Annotated in this window: 19 protein-coding genes; 18 read left to right on the top strand and 1 reads right to left on the bottom strand. The window is 39.1% G+C overall.

Going from position 1 to position 22,367, the window contains the following annotated elements; all coding sequences use genetic code 11:
* Positions 1-85: 85 nt before the first annotated feature.
* The 8 genes from CU633_RS05175 to CU633_RS05140 all read left to right on the top strand — a co-directional run bounded on the left by CU633_RS05175 (position 86) and on the right by CU633_RS05140 (position 11,863).
* On the top strand, positions 86-1,339 hold the full coding sequence (locus tag CU633_RS05175; protein ID WP_219620945.1) for an ABC transporter substrate-binding protein: 1,254 nt from the start codon (positions 86-88) through the stop codon (positions 1,337-1,339).
* Positions 1,340-1,417: 78 nt separating this feature from the next.
* Positions 1,418-2,311: a branched-chain amino acid ABC transporter permease gene (locus CU633_RS05170; protein WP_219620944.1), complete on the top strand. Its 894-nt coding sequence runs from the start codon at positions 1,418-1,420 to the stop codon at positions 2,309-2,311.
* Entirely contained in the window at positions 2,308-4,131 is a 1,824-nt protein-coding gene (locus CU633_RS05165) for a branched-chain amino acid ABC transporter ATP-binding protein/permease (protein WP_101658655.1), read from the top strand. Before CU633_RS05170 ends, CU633_RS05165 begins: the two co-directional genes overlap by 4 nt.
* Positions 4,124-4,855 carry an ABC transporter ATP-binding protein gene (locus tag CU633_RS05160; protein ID WP_101658654.1) on the top strand — a complete coding sequence of 244 codons (732 nt, stop codon included), beginning with the start codon at positions 4,124-4,126 and terminating at the stop codon, positions 4,853-4,855. The genes CU633_RS05165 and CU633_RS05160 overlap by 8 nt, the downstream gene beginning before the upstream one ends.
* A gap of 181 nt (positions 4,856-5,036) precedes the next feature.
* Entirely contained in the window at positions 5,037-6,236 is a 1,200-nt protein-coding gene (locus CU633_RS05155) for an iron-containing alcohol dehydrogenase (protein WP_101658653.1), read from the top strand.
* A gap of 229 nt (positions 6,237-6,465) precedes the next feature.
* Positions 6,466-8,658: a hydantoinase/oxoprolinase family protein gene (locus CU633_RS05150; RefSeq protein WP_101658652.1), complete on the top strand. Its 2,193-nt coding sequence runs from the start codon at positions 6,466-6,468 to the stop codon at positions 8,656-8,658.
* The gene (locus CU633_RS05145) at positions 8,609-10,924 is read left to right on the top strand and encodes a hydantoinase B/oxoprolinase family protein (RefSeq protein WP_180954868.1); all 2,316 of its coding nucleotides are present in this window, start codon (positions 8,609-8,611) and stop codon (positions 10,922-10,924) included. Before CU633_RS05150 ends, CU633_RS05145 begins: the two co-directional genes overlap by 50 nt.
* Before the next feature lie 150 nt (positions 10,925-11,074).
* Positions 11,075-11,863 (top strand): SDR family NAD(P)-dependent oxidoreductase, encoded by a 789-nt coding sequence (locus tag CU633_RS05140; RefSeq protein ID WP_101658650.1) that lies wholly within the window; start codon positions 11,075-11,077, stop codon positions 11,861-11,863.
* 161 nt (positions 11,864-12,024) lie between these two features.
* Here the strand turns inward: CU633_RS05140 and CU633_RS05135 are convergent, their stop codons facing one another.
* Positions 12,025-12,231 (bottom strand): zinc ribbon domain-containing protein, encoded by a 207-nt coding sequence (locus CU633_RS05135; RefSeq protein WP_101658662.1) that lies wholly within the window; start codon positions 12,229-12,231, stop codon positions 12,025-12,027.
* 267 nt (positions 12,232-12,498) lie between these two features.
* Between CU633_RS05135 and CU633_RS23260 the strand changes: the two genes are divergently transcribed.
* The 10 genes from CU633_RS23260 (at position 12,499) to CU633_RS05085 (ending at position 22,351) form a co-directional block, all read left to right on the top strand.
* On the top strand, positions 12,499-12,708 hold the full coding sequence (locus CU633_RS23260) for a hypothetical protein (RefSeq protein WP_257958506.1): 210 nt from the start codon (positions 12,499-12,501) through the stop codon (positions 12,706-12,708).
* Positions 12,690-12,863 carry a hypothetical protein gene (locus CU633_RS23255; protein WP_257958505.1) on the top strand — a complete coding sequence of 58 codons (174 nt, stop codon included), beginning with the start codon at positions 12,690-12,692 and terminating at the stop codon, positions 12,861-12,863. Before CU633_RS23260 ends, CU633_RS23255 begins: the two co-directional genes overlap by 19 nt.
* 2,056 nt (positions 12,864-14,919) lie before the next feature.
* Positions 14,920-15,498, top strand: a complete 579-nt coding sequence (locus tag CU633_RS05120; protein ID WP_101658648.1) for a TetR/AcrR family transcriptional regulator — start codon at positions 14,920-14,922, stop codon at positions 15,496-15,498.
* 95 nt (positions 15,499-15,593) lie between these two features.
* Positions 15,594-16,931, top strand: coding sequence for an SCP2 sterol-binding domain-containing protein (locus CU633_RS05115; protein WP_101658647.1), 1,338 nt, complete (start codon positions 15,594-15,596; stop codon positions 16,929-16,931).
* Between the two features lie 83 nt (positions 16,932-17,014).
* Positions 17,015-17,794 carry an alpha/beta hydrolase gene (locus CU633_RS05110; protein ID WP_180954867.1) on the top strand — a complete coding sequence of 260 codons (780 nt, stop codon included), beginning with the start codon at positions 17,015-17,017 and terminating at the stop codon, positions 17,792-17,794.
* A 62-nt stretch (positions 17,795-17,856) separates the two neighbouring features.
* A complete protein-coding gene (locus CU633_RS05105; protein ID WP_101658645.1) occupies positions 17,857-18,642 on the top strand; it encodes an enoyl-CoA hydratase-related protein in 786 nt (261 codons plus the stop codon).
* A 354-nt stretch (positions 18,643-18,996) separates the two neighbouring features.
* A complete protein-coding gene (locus CU633_RS05100; protein WP_142383392.1) occupies positions 18,997-19,554 on the top strand; it encodes a sigma-70 family RNA polymerase sigma factor in 558 nt (185 codons plus the stop codon).
* Positions 19,547-20,632 (top strand): hypothetical protein, encoded by a 1,086-nt coding sequence (locus CU633_RS05095; RefSeq protein ID WP_101658644.1) that lies wholly within the window; start codon positions 19,547-19,549, stop codon positions 20,630-20,632. Before CU633_RS05100 ends, CU633_RS05095 begins: the two co-directional genes overlap by 8 nt.
* Positions 20,629-21,588, top strand: coding sequence for a hypothetical protein (locus tag CU633_RS05090; protein WP_101658643.1), 960 nt, complete (start codon positions 20,629-20,631; stop codon positions 21,586-21,588). Before CU633_RS05095 ends, CU633_RS05090 begins: the two co-directional genes overlap by 4 nt.
* Positions 21,581-22,351: a hypothetical protein gene (locus tag CU633_RS05085; RefSeq protein WP_101658642.1), complete on the top strand. Its 771-nt coding sequence runs from the start codon at positions 21,581-21,583 to the stop codon at positions 22,349-22,351. The genes CU633_RS05090 and CU633_RS05085 overlap by 8 nt, the downstream gene beginning before the upstream one ends.
* Positions 22,352-22,367 lie beyond the last annotated feature (16 nt).

Below are 22,367 nucleotides of genomic sequence, written 5' to 3'. Positions count from 1 at the left end.
CTTATAAACCCTCTGATATCAATGTATTTGCTTGATTTATATATTTAATTTTTGACAATACGATTCATCATATGGAGGTATTTAAATGGAAAAAAAACTGCTTTCTTCTATAAACACCGGATTAACTGTTATAACTGTGCTTGCGATGATGTTTGTTTCCGCATGTTCCAACTCTGCGATAAAAACAGGAAGTTCGTCCGCAACTGAAGAATCGGACACTATAAAAATTGGAATGACTTCTGCAATCACTGGGCCATACAGTGAATATGGTGAAGGAAATAAACGCGGAGTTGAACTGGCCATTGATAAGTGGAATAAAGATGGTGGAATTAATGGTAAAAAAATTGAATTAGAAGCCTTAGATGATCAACTTGTACCCGATAAGTCTGCAGTCAATATGCAAAAATTACTGGAAGACGAAGAAATCGTTGCTGTCATTGGACCGGCGGGAAGCGGGCCCGCTTTAGCTACGGTGCCGATAACCGAGGCAAAAGGGATGGTTCACATAAATCCAGTAGCACAAACAACAGATGTCACATATCCAAATGGAACTGATAAGCCACCTCGAAAAAACGTTTTCTCATTTGCATTACAAAATGACGTAGAAGCAAAAGTCCTCGGAGCATTCGTAGGTGAGAAATGGAAAAAAATAGGCTTAATTCATGAAAGTACAGCATACGGAAAAAGCGGTATGGAATTAATTGAAAAAATTTTAAAAGAAGAATACGGAACTGAACCGGTTGCTAAGGAAGTTTATAACCAGAAAGCTGCTGATATGACTGCACAGTTGGCCAAGATTAAAAATGCTGGTGCGGAAGTAATACTTTGTATTGGTCTTGGTGCTGATCTTGCAAATATTAGAAAAGGAATGAATCGTTTAAATATTGATATACCGCTCGTAGCCACAAATGGAGCCCTGTCACTCCCATATAAAGAAGGTGCAGGTGACCTGGTTGAAGGGACAATCGGTTCAATGATTGGCGCACTTGGGCAGGAGCCACTTTCCCCAGAAGCAAAGGAATTTGCGGATGCATACAAAGCTAAATATGGTGTAGACCGATGGTGGGGAGATAACGAAGAAAAACCACAGCTATTTATGTCATTAAGCGTGGTAAATGCTTATGACGGAGCAAATGTATTATTTGAAGCTATCAAAAACGCAGATAGTACAAAACCGGAAGATATAATAAAATCCCTTGAATCTATTGAGGATTTTAAAGGCACAAATTCAACGTACTTCTTTAATAAAGACAAACATCATGCAATAAGTGAAGATGGGGTTGGATTGTTCCAATACGTGAAAGAAGGGAACGAAATCAAGCTAGTACCTTACCAGTAAAAGGTCTCCCAAATTGCTGGGATTATCAGTCCCAGCAATTATAACATATTATCAATTTATATTTTTAGGAGGTCCTATATGTTTGATATTCAGTTTACATTGGAGCTAATTTTCACAGGTATATGTGTAGGATCTATCTATTCTCTCATTGCCCACGGTTTTAACATTACTTTTTGGACTACCAAAGTTGTCAATTTCGGGCATGGGTCATTTATCATGTTTTCATCAATGCTGATATTATTTTTTCTGAGGCTAAATCTTCCGTGGTTCTTATCTATTACTCTTGGTTTTATCGGAATGGTGTTATTAGGATTATTGTTAGAACTGGTTTCAGTTAGACCTCTACTTAAATACCCATCTAGTATGGGCTGGATTGTGTCTACATTAGGTATAGGTTTGTTCTTGCAAGCGCTCGCAACAAAAGTATGGGGTGCTCAAGCCCTCGCTTTTCCTTCTTTTATCTTTGAAAGTACGGATTATGTCAACGTAATGGGCGTGCAGTTGTCTGCACAATACCTGTTAGTTCTTGGAATGACGCTCGGAATCATGTTATTAATGGAACTGATTATGAATAAAACGGTATGGGGCAAGGCGATGAAGGCTGTTTCTTTTGATCCGGAGTTCTCCAGATTAGTGGGGATCAAATCAAAAAGAGTTATCACAATATCGTTTATGCTTAGTGCTTTTTTGGCTGGATTAGCCGGCTTATTAATCGCGCCGATTTATGGAACAATTAGTCCTGATTTTGGCTTGAATATTATGGTGCTAGGTTTCGTAGCCGCCGTGCTAGGCGGTTTAGGAAGTTCTAAAGGGGCATTGATTGGCGGGATGTCGCTGGGAGTAATTGAAAAGTTAGTTGGCGGACATATTTCTACATCAGCTGAACACGGGGTTGCTTTTGCGATACTTGTTTTGATTTTAGCAGTGAAGCCAGAGGGAATGTTTGGGGGTAAGGTGGTGCAAAAAGTATGACCGTTTTAGCTGCAGTTAAGAAAGCTTCACAACATCAAATTACTAAAACAGTTGTATATCTAGGGTTTATTCTAACCCCATTTGTTGCTACAGAGTCAAATCTCCAATTGTTCATATTCTGGGGCATTAATATACTGTTGGCGCAAAGTATAAATTTGCTTAGCGGTTTCGCAGGTCAAATTTCACTAGGGCATGCTGCTTTTTATGCGATAGGAGCGTATACATCGGCGGTAATGATGATTAGATTTGGGCTTCCAATTTACGCAACTATAATATTAGCAGCAGTTCTTAATGGTCTGGTCGGCTATTTACTTTCTTTCCCGGCTAGACGAGTTAAAGAATTTTATCTAGCGATGATGACTCTGGGATTCGGTTTTATCATTCAAGAAATAGCAAAGGAATGGTCTTCGATTACAGGTGGAGTGATGGGGCTAAGCAATATTCCTTCTCCTAAATTAGGTACGTTAACTGTATTTGGGATTCAGATGAACTTGGCCTATTATTATTGGATAGTGTTATTCATTGTGATGATTTTCTTATGGATGCTTAAGAACTTCATTCAATCATATTTTGGCCGCTCCTTTTTAGCAGTGCATCGAAGTGAACTTTCGGCATCGAGTATTGGTATCTCTCCTGGTAATGTTAAACAGCTTGCATATATTTTGAGTGCGACTATAGCTGGGATAGCAGGTGCGCTATATGCTCATTTAATGGCTTACATCGGATCTGATACTTTTGGCATGATGCAATCTGTTGAAATACTAGTCATGGGGATACTGGGTGGCTTCGGTACAATAATAGGTCCTATTTTGGGAGCTGGATTTTTAACATTTGTGCCAAATAAACTTCAATTCATCCAGGAATACCAACTGATGATTTATTCATTACTCTTAATAGTTTCATTCTTGGCTATTCCTGAAGGATTTGCTGGATTACTAAAGTTAAGAACCGAGTTGAGCAAGAGTAAAAAAATTAGGAAAATGAAATTTCCAGCAAATACAGAAAGGAACACCAAAATAGATATTGTTGCACCCAAACAAGAGCGATCTAATAGACCAATATTAACAATAAAGAATGTTGTTAAAGACTTTGATGGATTACGGGCATTAAACGATGTTTCCATTGAGTTGTTTGAAGGTGAAATACTCGGATTGATCGGTCCAAATGGCTCGGGAAAAAGTACACTGGTTAACGTTATAAGTGGTGTCTACCAAGTCTCTGCAGGGAATATCCATTTTAAAGCAGATGATATTACGAACCTTCAAAGTCATTTAATTGCCAAGAAGGGAATCATCCGAACTTTCCAAGATCCACATAATGTTCCTAATCTAACGGTAAAAGAAAATTTACTGCTTGGAAGACATCGGTTGTATGATTCGGGAATTCTGTCCTGTACCTTTAATTTGAAGTCTTCAATTGAAGAGGAGAAAAAGATGCTTGAAAAGGTTCAAGTAATCATGGGTCTTTGCGAACTTGAAGAATATGAAAATGAACTGGTAGGAAATCTGCCATATGGAATTCAAAGGACAGTAGAAGTTGGTCGAGCAATACTGGCAGAACCAAGATTATTATTGCTTGATGAACCTGCTGCCGGTTTGTCAGAAAACGAACTGAAACATTTAATTAGGTTGATTCGTTTTGTACAGCAAAAGAATATTCCTGTGATCTTGATCGATCACCATATGGAATTTGTTACAGAATTAGTTGATAAGGTGGTAGTTTTAGATTCAGGCATTGAAATCTATACTGGTGATGTTGAAGGAATGCAAACAAACGGGCAAGTAATCGAAGCTTACCTGGGGGTAGCAAAACATGCTTAATATGAAGAATATACATGTGAATTATGGTCCAGTAAAAGCTTTAAAGGGTGTTTCACTAGACATAGAAAAAGATAAAATCACTGCAATTATTGGTGCAAACGGGGCTGGTAAATCAACACTGCTAAGCGTAATCAGCGGATTGGTCAACCCTGATGACGGCGAGGTTATCTACAACAACCGGCCCATTCACAACATTCCAGCAGAAGATCGGGTCAAGCAAGGAATCTCACATGTCATGGAAGGAAGACGATTATTCAAAGATCAAACCGTACATGATAACCTGGTCTTGGCCTTTCATTTCCGGAACCTAAAAAAAGAACGAAAAAATCTTACACTCAGAATAAATAATGTTTATGAGAGGTTTCCTGTACTGGCTGAAAAGAGGAATCAAAAAGCTGGAACACTGAGCGGCGGACAACAACAACTATTGATCATTTCTATGGCAATTTTATCAATGCCCCAATTATTGCTTTTAGATGAACCATCTTTAGGATTGGCACCTATTATTGTTGATCACGTTTACCAATATCTAAACGAATTGAAATCAAATGGAGTAACGATCGTGATATCAGAACAAATGGCTGCACTGGCGCTGAGAATTGCTGACCATGGTTATGTGATGGAAAGAGGTACGATTGTAGAACACGGAAATGTGGATCATTTAAAATCCCTAATGGATTCAAATCAACTATCTTCAATTTACTTAGGGAAAGTGAAAGTTTAATTCCAGGCTAATAAAAATTAGATTCTGAATATAAATCCTTTTACGCAACAATCCTTTAAAACTCTGGTGGCATATAGCCTCAACAAATATCCGGAAGTTTACGAATACTTGCCGAACACACTGAGAATAGAGCTTACAATAATTCAGAAAAAATTAGCTGGTTTGGAGGAATGGAAAGCATATGGCTAATGTCTTGAATGGAGAATATCGGTTTTTGCCAATTGAGAAAGTAGTTTTTGGAGAGGGGGTGCTTGAAAAACTTCCAAACGAAATTGGTCAGCTGGGAAGCCAAAGAATCGCTGTCATTGCGAGTAATTCATTAATGAACTCATCCTCTCTCAAAAAGATTAAAGATTTACTGGGAGACCGTTTAGTGTCAGTATTATCAGGTACAATACAACATGCGCCCGCGTCTACAGTCTTTACGATTGCAGATCAAATAAGGAACAAAAATATTGACTTATTGATTAGTATCGGCGGTGGAACTGTGATCGATACAACGAAAGCTGTTGCTTTAGTCTTAGGCGAAGGAATAGAATCTGTAGACGGACTAAAAGAGTTTGCGGTGACGTTTGAATATCCTGATAAAATCGAAATTCCTTCTATCTCAAGTGCATTAATTCAACATATTTCTATTCCAACAACTCTTTCTGCTGCCGAGTTTTCAGGCATTATCGGCATTACAAACGAACAGACAAAAGTTAAAGAATTGTATATTGATGATAAATTAACACCAGTGCGTGTGTTCCTGGATCCTCTTGTCACTTTAGATACACCCGATTGGCTCTGGTCAGCTTCCGGTATCCGTGCCCTGGACCATGCAATCGAGACTGTTTACTCCAAGAATGCACAATTAATAACAACAACATTAGCTTTGGAATCCATCAAAATTTTAAATGAAAACCTAATCAAATGCAAACAGGACCCTACTGACATCTACGCACGGCTACAGTGCCAATTAGCAGCATGGATGTCCTTTTTTGGGGTCACGAACGTTATGATGGGGCTCAGTCATGGAATTGGCCATCAGATCGGCGGCCATGCAAACGTGGCTCATGGAATTACTTCCAGCATAATGCTTCCGCATGTGATGAAGTACTGCTTACAGGAAACCATGGATGAGCAAGCACTTATCACAAAAGCAATGGGAATAGATATTTCTGGTATGGAAACAGAAGAGGCTGGAAGAATGGCTTCGGATCTAGTGATTAACCTAATAAAAAAACTCGAATTGCCATTAAGGCTTAGAGACGTAAAAGTGAGCAAGGAATTATTTAGTCCCATTGCTAAAGACGCAATGGAAGATCTAGTTGTCGCAAGCAGCCCCAGATCAGTAAACAGAGTAGACGATGTAATTGAATTGTTAGAGCAAGCCTGGTAGAGAAAGGCATAATTCTTTGATATTTACTATAGATTTTTTTAACATATCAAATTTGAAAGCAAGCAGTTTTCATTCCTTATCATAAAGTAATAGGTAAATCTATTATTTTATAAATATTGTTTTCATTAGGTGAGGTGATCAGTAACCCTAATAAACTTACTAAAATATCATTGTCTCTTAAACCTTTTTGTAAACGCTTACTAAATTTGTGGGAAAGGATGATATTACTATGGTCAGTTCTAAGATTGATCTAATCTGTTCCGTAGATATTGGCGGAACGTTTACAGACTCGGTGCTAGTCACCAGTGATGGTAAGGTAGTCGAGGGAAAAGCATTGACTTCATATAACGATCAATTCAAGTCAGGATTTTTTAATAGTATTGAGTCTGCAGCAGAGAAGCTAAATTTATCTCCCAATGACCTGTATCGGAATATCACGATGATTTCACATGGTTCTACAGTTGCGACTAATACCGTTGTAGAGCATAACGGCTCGCGGGTGGGTTTACTTACAACTCATGGGTTTGAAGATACAATCAATATGATGCGTGGACTGGGGAGGGTTACCGGGGAGCCATCGGAAAATATTCTGCGCATAACCGAGACAGCGAAACCAGCTCCCCTTGTCACAAAAGATTCTATAATTGGGATTACGGAACGCATTGACTCAGAAGGTGAAGTGGTCGTGCCACTTGATGAAACCGGTGTGAGAAAAGCAGTTCAAAAGATGTTTGACCAAGGAATCAAAGCTATTGCGATATCTTTCCTCTGGTCATTTAAAAATTCAAAACACGAAGAACGGGTTAAGGAAATTATTCAGGAACTTGATCCATCGGTCTTTGTTACCTGTGGACATGAAGTAAGCAAGACGCTGGGAGAATATGAAAGAACAGTTGCTGCAGTCATTAACGCGTATGTAGGTCCTGTCACTTCTAAATATTTAGAAGAAATTAAAAGCAGTCTTCAAGATAAAGGCGTTAGGGCTCCTTTGCTGATTATGCAATGCCATGGAGGCATGATTCCGTTGGAACGCAGCAAGCAGCTTCCTGTGCAGACAATTGGATCGGGGCCTGTTGGAGGTCTGATGGGCTGCGTAAAAATAATGAAAGAATTGGGCATTAGTAATCTTATAGCAACAGACATGGGCGGTACTAGTTTTGATATCGGACTGATTAAAAATGGACAGCCGGTCTCAGCCGAAAAAACGGTATTGGGAAAATACCAATATAACGTACCGAATGTGGAAATCATCTCAATTGGTGCTGGCGGCGGGAGCATTGCCTGGATTGATCCTTATAGCGGCGCAATGAGGGTTGGTCCTCAAAGCGCGAAGGCAAACCCTGGACCTGCATGTTACCAAATGGGCGGCACTCAGCCTACTGTAACTGATGCAGATCTCTTATTAGGTTATATTGACCCTGAAACAGTATTTGGAAGCGGAAAAGGACTTAAGCCTAGTGTTGGTATGGCAGGGGAGGCAATGTCAAAGATTGCTGAACCTCTGGGAATATCAATCATTGATGCAGCAATGGGTGTAGTGGAGATCGTAAATGCAAAAATGGCTAATCTAATAGAAAACGAGGTCATTGGTAAAGGATTTGACCCGAGGGATTTTGCACTTGTTGCATACGGTGGAGCAGGGCCAATTCATGCAGCTGCTTATTCCCGTGATCTCGGGATTAAAATGATCGTCGTGCCTGGTGAAACCTCTTCAGTTTGGTCTGCTTTTGGCATATCCACCAGCGATATCCGCTATGAGCTAGAAGAGGAGGTTGGACTCCTTACACCATTTGCACCTGAGGAACTGGAAGAGCCATTAAATCGGTTAGAAGATAAGGGAAAAGTGATTGTTGCTACAGAGGTAGGTACTGATGCTCCGATTCATTTTTCACGATACGCGAAGATTCGTTATCAATGGCAACGGCATGAGTTGGAAATTAAAATACCGACTGGTCGTTTAGATAAATCTTCAATACAAGAGGTAATTGCAGAATTTACTCGTCAATATGGGGAAAGATACGGTTCGGCTGCGCTCCTCCCAGAAGCAAGAGTTGAAATTGTATCAGTTCGAAGCGAACCAATGGTAGAGGTACGAAAGTTCGAAAGAAAGATGGATTGGGCTACTGGAAAAACTCCGAATGCGCAAGCTCGGAAATCAAATCGAAAAGTTTATTTTAGCCGTAATCGTCCGCCGGTAGACACAGAAATCTATAATGGAAGCCTGCTGGTTAGTGGCAATATTGTGGAAGGACCTGCCGTGATTGACTTGCTCGGTACTTCGATTGTTGTTGATGAGAATCAAACTGTTACCAAAACCGAGCATGGTGATTATATTATTCGAATTAATTCAAATTCAGATGAGGAGGAAAAACATGAAAACTCTTCAAGAGATAGAGAAGCATCGCAAATTTTGGGACGGTGACCAGCATGCTTATATTCCAATTGAGCCCTTACAAATACCGCCTTCAGTAAAACTTCACCGTGAATACGATGAAAAAATTGATCCAATCTCCTATGAAGTAATCAGGCATAACCTTTGGAATGTGAATCAGGAGCAAGGGAAAATCGTAGAGAATCTTGCGGTTTCACCCATTACCCTTGAAACACGAGACTTTCAAACAGCCATTTTTACAGAGGATGCCGAAATCCTTTTCTTCGGTCCTTACCTTCAATATTTTGGTGGAATGCTTGATGTAATGATCAAGTATGTGATCGAAAAACGGGGTGAAGAACCTGGAATTCATGAAGGAGACGTCTTTATGCAAAATGATCCATGGGTTGGGACTGCACACCAGCCGGATGTGGGGATATTTGCACCAGTATTCTGGGAAGGTGAAATCTTTTGTTGGGTTGCAAACTGTTTGCATCAGAATGATGTTGGCGGTACCACACCAGGCAGTTTTTGCCCGGGTGCAATAGACGTTTTCCATGATCCCCCAGTTTTCCCACCTATGCGGATTGTTAAGGAAGGCAAATTAGATATTGAGATAGAAGCTGCTTTTAGGCGTCAGTCACGTACACCTGTAAACGTGGCGTTGGATTTACGCGCGGCGATTGCAGCATGTCATGCTTCGCAGAAGCGCATCCTTGGTTTGATTAAAAAATATGGGGCTAAGACGGTGAAAGGTGTCATGAAAAAGGTGCTTAATACGAGTGAAAGCGCCTTTCTTGACCGCCTGCAAACTATCCCTGATGGGACTTGGAAGGAACGTGCCTATCAGGAAGTGGCAGTGACAGGGGATCGTGGTGTATACCGGATCGAATTATCGATTACAAAAAAAGGGAATTCCCTAACGATTGAAAATAACGGTACGCAAGGTGCAGCTGGAGCGATTAATTTACCGTTTGCCGCGTGGCGCGGAGCAATTCTTTCGGCTTTCAATGTCATTCTGCTTGCTGATCAGATGGGGGCTGGTGGAGGCGGAGCAGCTCGTCACTGTACGTTCACTCCTACTCCAGGAACAATGACTTGTCCCGACTATGGAGTAGCGGTGAGTCCTGCGGGAATTTATGCTTCAGAACTTGGGATTGCGATGGCAAATGCGGTAGTTTCTAAAATGTTGTTAACCTCCAGCGATCCTGCTCTTCGGCGATTAGCTTTAAGTACGACTAATGGTCAGTGGCAAATTCATATTACTGCAGGTATGAATCAGAGAGGTGAATATTACGTTGGTCCGATGTTGGACACAATGATTGGAAGCAGTGGCGCCACTCCTTCCCGTGATGGATCTTTCGCTGATGGCCAATGGTGGATTCCTGAAGGACAGGGGCCAAACGTAGAAGGCTATGAGCGGGATTGGCCAATCCTGTACTTATACCGAAAGGAGCACCAGGATTCTGCCGGTGCTGGGAAATTCAGAGGGGGCAACGGCGGAATCTTAGCATATATGCCTCATAAAGGGCAGGTAGGATTAGGTGTGTATACTGCTGAAGGCATTCCTAAAACTGTTGGGGTTCTAGGCGGTTCTCCAGGTACTCGGGGTGAAACGGTCTTAGTTAAATCGTCGAACATAAAGAATATCCTTAACTCAGGAAAATTAATAAACAGCGTAGAGGAACTTGAAGGTGAGCGTCCCTCATTAACCGGAAAAGGGCCTGCTCTTGAGTTAGGTGACACAGATGTTCTGGAATGGAATTGGGGATCCTGCGCAGGTTATGGAGATCCGCTTGATCGGGATCCAGAGTTAGTTCGCCAGGATATAATGGCTGGGATAACTTCAGCTACCTTTGCTCAGTCGGTCTATGGTGTCTCCCTTACTAATGAAGAAAGTGTTGATCAAATGGGTACCGAACAGCTGCGCTTACAAATTCGTCGAAAACGTCTTGAAGAAGCAGGGGTCCCAATCTCAGTCCGCTTAGAGTCCCCTGAACAGCCGATATTTACAGTACCAAAAGATGCTACTACTTTGGGTGATAATTTTTGGTTTAATACTAATAATGGAACAACAGATATCTGCTGTTCTCATTGTGGGGATGCTCTTACAACGAGCGATAAAAATTATAAAGAATATGTACCAGTTCGAGAGATAGATGCAGGGAACGTTGGCATTAAACCTGTGAACATGGACCGCTTTGTTGACGCGGAAGTAGTATATCGCGAGTTCTTCTGTCCAAATTGCGCTGCACTACTTTCCACTGAGATTGCCCGAAAAGGCGATGAACCTCTACGTGATTTTATTTTCGGTTAAACATTAAACCTCTCAAAATTGTTTTTTCTCTTCCCCCCTGGTGTGTAAAATGCTGGGGGGTTCATACTTGATTGATATTTTTTTGAACAGAATTAAAGCTGATTGCAGTATGTATCAACCCTGCAAAAAAATTGAGGAGGAGGATTAATCATGGGAGAGAGACTTAAAGGGAAGATCGCATTAGTCACCGGAAGCGCACGCGGCCTCGGGGCAATGGAATGCAAGGCGTTTGCCGAAGAAGGAGCTAGCCTAATCATTATGGCTGATGTTCTTAAAAATGAACTAGAAGAAACAGTAAAACTAGTTGAAAAGGCCGGATCTGCCCGTATAATTCCTATTGAATTGGATGTCAGCAAAGAAGAAGATTGGATAAATGCAGTCGATTTAATTGATAAAGAAATTGGTAAACTTGATATATTAGTTAATAATGCCGGAGTTACCAAGAGGGTTAAATTTGTTGATTGCACACTGGAGGAATGGAATTGGGTCATTTCAATTAATCAAACTGGAACATTTCTAGGTATGAAATACTGTGCGGAATTACTTAAGCGCTCAGGCTCCGGTTCGATAATTAATAAGTCATCCATTGCAGGAATGACCGGATATTTTGCTGCACCTTATACCGCCAGCAAATGGGCTGTACGCGGAATGACAAAAGCAGCAGCCATGGAATTTGCTGAAATGGGTATCAGAGTTAATTCAGTAAATCCAGGATTTATCTGGTCTCCTTTGACTGAGCCTGCGAAAGATATGGTAGAAAAATTTTATGACGTAACAGCGATGCAGCGAGCAGGACAGCCTGAAGATATTGCGAACGCAGTGCTGTATTTAGCGTCTGATGAATCTTCGTTTGTTACGGGCAGCGAGCTAGTAGTCGATGGAGGACTTACCGCAGGCGGTGAAATCAGAAGCGTGGCTAAAAGCCTTGGGATTTATTAAAATAGCTAGGCAACAGGGGGAGTTATAGATAGATAATGATACACACCCCTGTTTTATTGTAAAAAGCCGGTCTTTTTACGGCTGGCAAAGTTCTATGTTTTCATTGCACAGTTCTGCACTTTACCATTATAAAAAATAGGATTTCACCTTGTTACCACCTATTACCCTCCAAAGAACAGATCAATTACATTTGAAGCAGTGCTTGAATTCTTGTTATAGAATTCGGAATATCCACAGTTCTTGCAAAAAACTACAGTAAAGCTGTTGTGTTGAAGATCAAACATTTTTGAAAGACCCGTTCCTGTTATTGCTACTTCTTTAGTTCCAGTATCTCTGCTTCCACATTTCATACACCCTTTTTCGCTAATCATTCCACTCCTCAATTATTATAGAAATCCTCTTATTTACTACGATTAAGCGCTCTAAAAGATTCTTATCGCTCATTCAGCTCGACCATAACGTTAATAAAGCAAAAAAAGCAGCACTTGGTTAATTTAGCATACTAGGTTAAGTTAATTGCTGTTTAAATAAAGATGTTTGAAAGGGTAAATAACTCAGAAGTTGATAAGGAGGTAATCTGTAAAAAAAAAGAGAATTGATAAAATAGGAATTATTTTATGAATGAAGGATCAAGGATGGGAGCTTGGGGTACTGGCTTATGGGAAGATGATTTGTCATGTGATATTCAAGATGAATGGAATGAACTGATGGATGACGGAGCAAGTCCGAGAAAAGCTACAACAATAATTCTCGAAACGACTATGAAGATGAAGAAGATAAGCAGGCAGATGAATCCATTCTGTTCATCTCTCTGGCTGCTCTGCAAATGCGGCATAGAGCTTTGAGCCCTTCAGTCAAAAAGAAGGCGATCCAGCTGATTGAAAAAGGTGCAGACCTTACTCTATGGCAGGAGGGCGATGACGCAGACTATCAAGAGCGAAAAAAAATACTGGAGGAGTTTAAGAATAAATTAAACAGCACAAGGCCCAGTCTGATTTAATTGGCAAGTTCCTATTATACAGGCAATGTTTCTAGAAATTAGTACTACATTGAACCTATATAAGAATATTCACCGCAGACCCCGATTTAGTTCGACCGGGGTGGGAACCCATTTTACAAAATAAATTAAGCCCATGTGTTCGTGATAAGAGTAGCAGTGCTTTCTATTCACTTTAGTCGCTCTACTAAATGTGAATATTTCTATCCTTATTTATTCCTCTATAAACCATTGTTTTAAATTTAATATGTCAAGCCCGGAAAAACCAGTAAGTATTGAAACTTACCGGCTTTTCCGGTAATTTTTTGTTCACTTAAATCCCAGTATGTGTATAATTCAATGTATAGCAACAATTTTAATAGCATTTCAATGAAACAGAGGGATTCGAATTGGAAAATAAAATAATTAAAAAATGTGTTTGTATTTCAGCGGATGTAATTGACTCCAGACTCAAAAGCAAACAGAAGGAACTTCTAAATATAGCTAATGAACTTAATCTTAAATAAGAAAATGAAATAATAACTAAATTTACAGTCAGAGCCGGAGATGAAATTTTTGGCGTAATACATGACTTTGATAAAGGATATCGTGTATTTAAAGATCTATTTAAATTATCAAAAACACACCAGGTACCATTGTATGTTGGTGTGGGTTTTGATGATATAATTAATCAGAATCTTACTGACCCAAATACAGTAAATGGAAAAGCGATTTGGAATTCAGCTGATGCAATAAAAATTCTTAAAGACAGCAAAAAAATAGCTCATCTAAAAACCTTGGATAAAGTTTTGTACATTATTTTACTGATCTATTGAAAATTATATACGATGAGAAAATAATAGAATACACTAAAAGTAATGAATCCTGGAGAAAAAACATATTCTATTTTTTGCTTGAAAAAAGAACGATACTTTTTTTACTGGATCAAACCCTACATATTTTAACTATATATATCGTCCTAAAATTTTTTAACCACGTCTTTTCAATCAATGAAATAACCGGTTTAGTTATTGATTTTTATCAAGACGCAATAACTATAAGTTTAACAACAAAAATCACTTCTGTTGCGATTTTATTAATACTGCTAACATGGGGCAGTAGTACTTAATAGCTGAGTTCTTTAAGGACATAAAGAAAGAATTAAATCTGAATCCAGAAATCGCAGCAAGTATAGAAGATCATCAACAAGGTGAAAATTTATCAATAATAGAATCACAAATCAATGCTTTACATCGAAATATAACGGTTGAACGGACATGGGAATTTGCAGCTAGCGAAAAAGAAAAGAGAAGCATAAAGATCCAATTTCAGAATTTCAATGAGGCAGATAACAACTCCGTTGGAAAATATATCGGTATCTTCGAGAGAATTCTAATAGCCATTTTCGTTTTTCTTGGTGCTTATCAAGGTTTAGTACTGTTAGGGGCATTTAAAACTCTTACAAGATTCAAACAGTTTGAAGATAAATCATTTGCAGAATATTATTTAATCGGCACTTTGTTTAGCATGCTCATAGGAGTAACCATCGGAGAAATGATCAAAAGAATAGTGATGAACTAAGCATTGAAAAGCTAACTGTGCTACCTGAATGAAAGTGGCGACGCAAGGCACTTTTATGCCATGGCCACATCTATTTATATTTGAGGAACCCATCGGTGACATCTGGCTTGGGTTACATTCTTATCATTGGGGCAGGCATTTCATTATCAGCAATTCAATGATGGCGGAAGTTTAAATAGGATCAGTGGTGAAGAGGCATTGGAAACGTGAGAATAAGGAAATAACAATCCAGTAAGTAGGGTCGCGTCGTTCCGCGATCGATGGGGATAGACATTGCGGTGCTGAATATGCCAATTCTTGATAAAAGATAATATAAGGAGCTTGCAAGGAGTTGCCCATGGTTTCCGACCTTGTTTTTAACCCTTTCACCTGAATGGAGGATGAAGAACGAAACCGGTTTAGGACCGTACAACGTGAAATATTCCCCAATTTTAATCTTGCATATCATATGATATTGATAATATAATATTATATATATCATATTAAGGAGTGTGTTTAAATGCCCTATCCAAAAAATCATAAACAAAAAAGTCGCGAAGCGATCATTCAAAGTGCATCGAGGGCATTCAGAAAATCCGGTATAGATTCAGTCAGTGTACCTAAAATCATGAAAGCTGCGGGTCTTACCCATGGAGGATTTTATGCTCATTTTGAGAGTAAAGACCAATTGGTTGCTGAAGCATGCCTCGATGGGATGAAGGAAACAATTGGCTTTTTCAGAAAAATAGCGAAAAACCTTACTCCGAGTGAAAGCCTTATTAAAATCATCGAAATCTACCTTAGTATGGAACATTTGCATAAACCGGAACAGGGATGTGTGCTTCCCACATTGGGCAGTGAAGTGAGACAACAGTCTGATTTAGTTCGCAATTCCTATACAGAAAGCTTGCATGAACTTATTGATTTGTTACGTGAATTTTTACCCGAATCGTATAAAAACGAGGCAATATTTATTGTTTCTAGTATGGTTGGCGCTATAATGTTGGCGCGTGCAATCAATGATCCTGACATGAGTGAAACGATTATCGTAACTTGCCAGGAACAACTGAAAGTTCATATTCGAAGTCTTTTTAAATAAAACCTGTGTTAATACCTTTTATTTTTTTAAACGATATATGATAACCATCATATTTTATTAAGGTCATCATAATATTGACTGGGGAGGAAAAATCAATGAATCATAATTTCAATGAACACCCTTCGGTTCAAAATTATTATCTCCACAAGAATCAAAAGAATGAAACATCTGTACTGGAGGCATCCTGGCTGCGGGATTTATGCTTGCAGTCAGGGGCTGATGATGTCGGGTTTGTATCGATTGATCGACCTGAATTGGATGATCAGCGTGCAGAAATTAAATCTCTTTTCCCACAAGTAAAAACATTGATTTGTTTTGTTTGTAAGATGAATCGAGAACCTGTAAGATCCCCGGCTCGTTCTATTGCCAACATCGAATTTCATCACGTCCATGATCAGATTACTGAAGTAGGACACCGTATTGTCAGAGAATTAGAGTCTAAAGGGATAAGGGCGATGAACGAACCGATGGGGTTCCCGATGGAGGTGATGAGAGAGGGGAAGCCGTGGGTGATTTCTCATAAGCCCATTGCAGTTGCGGCAGGATTGGGAAAAATGGGGATTCACCGGAATGTCATCCATCCTAAATTCGGAAACTTTATTGTTTTAGGGACTGTTGTCATAAATGTCAAAGTAAATGAAGAAAGCAAGCAAATTGATTACAACCCATGCTTGGAATGCAAATTATGTGTGGCAGCCTGTCCAGTAGGAGCGATCGGGGCAGATGGACATTTCAATTTTTCCGCTTGTTTTACGCATAATTATCGAGAATTTCTTGGTGGGTTTTCAGATTGGGTAGAAAATTTGGTGGAAAGCAAGAATACGAAGGAATATCGGAGTAAAGTAAGCGAGGGAGAAACACTATCGATGTGGCAAAGTTTGTCCTTCGGTGCCAATTATAAGGCAGCATATTGTATGGCTGTGTGCCCCGCAGGTGAAGATGTGATTGGAACGTACATCGAGAACCGGAAGCAGTTTGTGCGTGAGATTGTAAACCCGTTGCAAAAACAGGAAGAAACCGTGTATGTTGTTCGGGGTTCTGACGCCGAGGAATATGTGCAGAGACGATTTCCACATAAGAAAGTGAAGCAAGTTCCTAGTCCACTGCAGCCACCTTCTTCCGTTAAGGCATTGATCTTTTCGATGCCGCATGTCTTTCAACGGAACCAGGCAAAAGACCTTGATGCAACCTATCACTTTACCTTTTCTGGAAAGGAAGAGTTGGAAGCGGCAATTCATATTAAGGACAAAAAAATTGAAATTGAGAGTCAATTAACTGGAATACCTGATGTGCATGTTTTTGCTGACAGTGAAACATGGCTTAAATTTATCAGAAAAGAAATTCATATTTTAAATGCAGTTTTGACACGGAAGATCAAAGTAAAAGGGGATGTGCGTTTGTTGAAATCGTTTGCCCGGTGTTTCCCATCTTAGTAAAATTGCCAGTAAAACTGGAATGGAGGGAGTAAACTATGGAGTGTGTCCACGACCATTTTAAAGGATATAAGGGAGTTGACTTGTTCTATCGAAATTGGAGATCCAGCAAACACCAGGCTGCAGTCATTGCTATCCATGGGTTAGGTTCTCATAGTGGTGGATTTCAGAATATTGCAAACTTTATTGCACCGAAAGGGTTTTCATTATATGCCATGGATTTACGCGGACATGGCTTGTCTGCTGGCCAACGGGCCTTTATTAATCAGTGGGCTGAATATCTCGAGGATCTCCGCTGCTTTTTAGAAATGGTTAGAGAGAGTGAGGGGAAAAGACCCTTATTTTTAATTGGACATAGCATGGGAGGTCTTATCGCCCTGGATTATGTAATGCACGAACCGTCCGGGATTGATGGCGTGGTTGCCATATGCCCAGCGCTAAATCACCGGGAACTGCAAAAGGTGGTGGATAATACACCAGAGAACACTCCTAACGCAGCGTCCGTACAATACAAACCTAATTTCAAAGTATTGACATCGGATCCTGTCATTTTGGCCGACCTTGAAAAAGATCCCCTCCAGCACCAAATGAAAACCATTGGACTGGCTAGAGGGATGCTGGGGGCTATTAAAAGGGTAATAAATGATGCTTATACTTTAAACGTGCCTTTGCTGATGATGCACGGGTTAAAAGATCGAATTGTTCCGCCGGAAATGGCCCGGATTTTCTTTGAGAAAGTTATGTTCGAAGACAAGAAATGGATTGGATATCCCGAAATGCTGCATAACCCGCAAGATGATATACAACGGGACCAGGTTTTTGCAGATTTGTATACATGGCTTAAGAAACACTCTGAAAACTAGGTGATTGCAAAAGAAAAATGCTATGAAAAAATACTTAAAACATTTATATTGGAGGGGTTATGATGTTAAACAAAGATGTTGTACTCTACACTGAAGAAAATGGAATTGCAAGAATTACATTAAACAGACCGGAAGCACTAAATGCTTTAAACCTGGATGTACTGGAACAACTTTCATCCATCCTGGACACAATTAAAAGTGATAATAGCGTAAAGGCAGTAATCATTACCGGTGCAGGGGAAAAGGCATTTTCCGCAGGTGCGGACATTCAGTTTCTCAATAAAGCTACTCCTCTGGAAGTAAGGGATTTAGCTCAGTTAGCTGTGACGGTTAATAATAAAATAGAATCATTGGGGAAATTAGTGGTTGCTGCTATCAACGGCTTCGCACTAGGAGGTGGTCTTGAGTTAGCTGAAGCCTGCATGCTCCGTGTTTCTGCTCATCATGCCAGATTGGGTCATCCTGAAGTCCGTATTGGAGCTATTGCCGGTTTTGGAGGAACTACAAGGCTCCCCAGACTTGTAGGTAAGGGACGTGCTGCAGAATTGTTGCTCACCGGAAATACGATAAACACAGACGAAGCTTACAGAATAGGATTGATTAATAGGATCGTTGAACCTGATAAGTTACTATTAGAAACAGAAACTCTTGTCCTGGAAGTTTTGTCTCAGGCTCCTGTCGCTGTAAAACTGACATGGGAGGCAATTCATCGAGGCGGTAACCTATCTTTGGAAGAGTCCGCTCTTCTCGGTGCTGATTACTTCGGTTTGATAGCTGCTTCAGAGGATTTTAGAGAAGGAACTAAATCATTCTTGGAAAAGATCAAGCCCTCATTTAAAGGAAGATAATTAATCATAGCAATTTACAACTACCTGTAGATAATAAATCAAGAACGCCTATTGTTATGACAACGGAGTTCCTGTTGACAGTTCGTAAGGGAAAACAGCTCATTCATAAATCAAGGACAATTAAGTCAAGTAAAGACCTTAATGACAAAAGAATTATTTTCTTTAGAATCACTAAAGTATCCTTACTCAGTCATTTCAGTAAGGATTTTTTTTATGAATAGTAAAAATTATGGTAAAATTAAGAAATTTAATGAGTCAAATATGATTCATAATGTAATATTTTTAAATTTTCCAAGAAACATAAAACCAAAATATTGAGGGTGTCGTCTAAACTGGAAAAGAGAGGAGGCTATCATGTTTGAAAGGGAGAGATCGGAAGCAGAGACACACGACAGTTTAAGCCGGGAAGAACGGCTTGTATGGCTGATGGAAGAGTATGGTAAGAGTGTGGTTCGACTGGCATATACATATGTTCGCCAAAAACAGTTAGCTGAAGATATTGCACAGGAAGTATTTATAAAATGCTACAAAAATATGGATATGTTTCGCCGCGAATCTTCATATAAAACATGGATTTATCGGATAACAGTTAATAAGTGCAAAGATGTTATGAAAAGCTGGGCTTATAAAAATGTCCTCTTTACCAATATATTTAGTCCCAAATGGAACCGCTCTGAGGAATCAACAGAATCAAGAATATTAATCAATGAAGAAAGTCTTTTCATTTCCGAGATGGTCGTTTCGCTGCCAATTATTTTGCGTGAGGTTATTATTTTACATTATTATGAAGAACTTCAAATAAACGAAATAGCTGATTTACTGGAGTTAAATCAGAACACGGTTAAATCAAGATTACACCGTGCGCGTCTAAAATTAAAAAAGATGCTGGACGGAGGAAAGCACAATGGATAAAAGGCTTGAAAATCTAAATGAGAAAATGAATGAAACGCTTTTAAAAGATATCCGTTTTGAGGAGAAACATAAACAGAATGTTTTAAAGGCCATAAATAAGTTTACGATTGAAAAGCCAAAAAGAGAAAAGCTTTCTTTACAGAGCAAGGTAAATATGATTTTGAGTGCATCTGTGTTATGCATATTTTTAGCCGGGATCATTCATTTTACAGCAAAACAAATTAATCTTGCCCAAGAGGATCAACCTGATCAACAGGCGATCATAAGTGAAGTAAGTCGTGCAGAATATCGCGGTGTGAACATGAAACAAGATTATATGCAGTATAAGCAATCGTTCTGGTACGACGATTTGAAATATAATCATGTGCTCGCACAACAAAACCCTGATAAATTTAGTATTTTAAAAAAATTATATTTCTCCAGTAAATATATTCACAACGCACACGGCGAATTTGAATTCAGTTATAGTGATCCGGATAACATACAGCGAGTTCAGTTTTATGCTGATTTTGATAACGGCAAAAACCGGACGAAATATGAAGAATACCAGGGTAGCAATTTGATTGCGTCAGAAAATTCTTTACTCAAGAATGGCACTCTTCTACGTCAAAATCCTGAGAAAAATATATACAATAAAAAAGTCATAACGGGTAATGATTACTTTTTGGGTTATAGTCAGTACATTTTTGACAGTGAGTGGTTTATTTTGCTTCGTAACAATTATACAGATTGGGAATATCGAGAAGCCGAACAGTTCGGTATGCCTGTTTATGAAATTGATGGCGAAATTTCGGAGAGTATATCTCAGAGATTAGCTGGTCCATTTACAATGACAGTTTCAAAGGATACTGGTGCACTATTAGATTTAAAATGTTACGGAAAAGGTAATGAGCCCATTGTAACGGTCACGGTGAAAAATATTTCGATTAATAAAGGCGTTCCTGAAGATGTGTTTCATCTAGAAGTTTCAGGAGTAGAACTGCCCAATTTCGATTACAATATTGCAGATATTGAGAATTACCAAGAAAAGACCGGCGGGATGTATACTAGCAATTCATCTAGAAGGAACGGCCGATGATAAAACAAGTGCTACCAATTATACTTGTTACTTTGCTGGCACTGGTGTTACTCGGAATCAAGATTTATCCAAGTGTTGTCAACAAGTCGGCGAGTGAGAAAAACGTTGTCGTCAATAATAATGAGAGACCTGTAGAAGTCAGTGAAGCTGAGAAATTTGTAAAAATCAATGAATCTGTCAGATTTAATAAGACACACAGAGATCCGCTTAAAGAGGAACAGTTTCCTTTTCAGATGAAAACAGAAGAAGAATTTGCAAAAAAATATCCGGATCAATTTCATATTGTGGAAAAAATGTTTTATTCCTGGGACTATATTCAAAATGCACAAGGGGAATTTGAATTTGGATACCCACTAGATGGTGAAATGATGCATTTTCAGTTCCATGTTGACTTCGATAAGAAGAAAAACCGTTCACAATATCAAATAATTAACGATGGAAAGGTTATTGAAACAGAAAATGTATTATTAAAAGATGGCATTGCGATAAGCCAAATTCCTGAGAAAAATATTTTCACCAAAGAAGTTATCACTGATAACGAAAGGCATTATTTGGGTGTATATAACCAAGAAGTTACTAATAGTGAATGGTTTGTACTTATATATAACAATTATCCAGATTGGCACTATAAAGAAGGAGAACAATTTGGCATGCCTGTCTATCTAATTGAGGGGGAACTTACAAAAAAAACATCTGAATTTTTAGCCGGCCCTTTTAGTATGACGGTTTCAAAAGAAACTGGTGCCCTGTTGGGCTTAAAATGTTATGGCCAACAGAATGAACCCGTTCTATCTCTCACAGTTAAGAATATCGAGATCAATAAAGGCATTCCAGATGACAAATTTTATTTGGATGTGACTGGTAGTAAAGAGCTATCGAAAAAAGATTATGGTTTACATCTTGCAGGGATGATAGCTGAAGAAAAACCCGGCGGGGTCGATACCAGCAATGATTGATCTTAAAAATATATCCATCAGAATGCTAATTCTAATTATTGCTTACTTTATAGGTATCGTTATCGTTAGTGTCATTACTGCAGACAACGCAATCAGTAATTCCTTATTCGATTATGTTTCAAATGTCAGATGGGGAGGAAGCGCCGGCATAATGCCGTTAGTACTGGGGGCTCTTCCAATCTTTGCGATTATTCTCCCTTTGCTCATGGATCAATTTGAACGGGATACATTTGTGCTAAGAATCAAGCAGAAACGAAACTTATTTTATAACCACTTTATCTTTTCTATTTTCTTAAGTGCCTGTTTTACTATAATAATGGCTTTGGGCGGAATTATAGCTTCATTTATTCTTACAGGACATATCAATAATTTATGGGGATCAGAGGAGGGGATGGTGTACTTTTTACTTGATAATAAAGAGTATTTTCCACTATATGTTCCTCATGTCACAAGCGTAAAAGTTTGGGCATATGTTTTAAGCTCTAGATTTCTCGCAATCTTATTTATCGCGACATGTGTGATATTTTTAAAGTTGATTCTAAAGAAGAATATCTATGTTTTTTTTGCAGCATTGGTCATCCTCGGGACAGACGGCCTTGTTCCAGAACAATTCAGCTTGTTTCTGGGGAGAGCGCGTATTACGCTAGAAACTTGGATAACGCCGGCAGATCAATGGTTCAACTTAGTATATTTTGTATTTGGAATTTTTGTATTATCTCTGATTTGCCTAAGAATCTACGATAAAAAAGAATTTTATGATTAATTGGCAGGGTGATCGA

Origin of the sequence: Bacillus sp. V3-13 (assembly GCF_002860165.1) — a bacterium.
Lineage (GTDB): Bacteria > Bacillota > Bacilli > Bacillales > Cytobacillaceae > Bacillus_BJ.
Note: the sequence above shows the minus strand (reverse complement) of the source record. Positions and strands in the feature narration are given on the sequence as shown.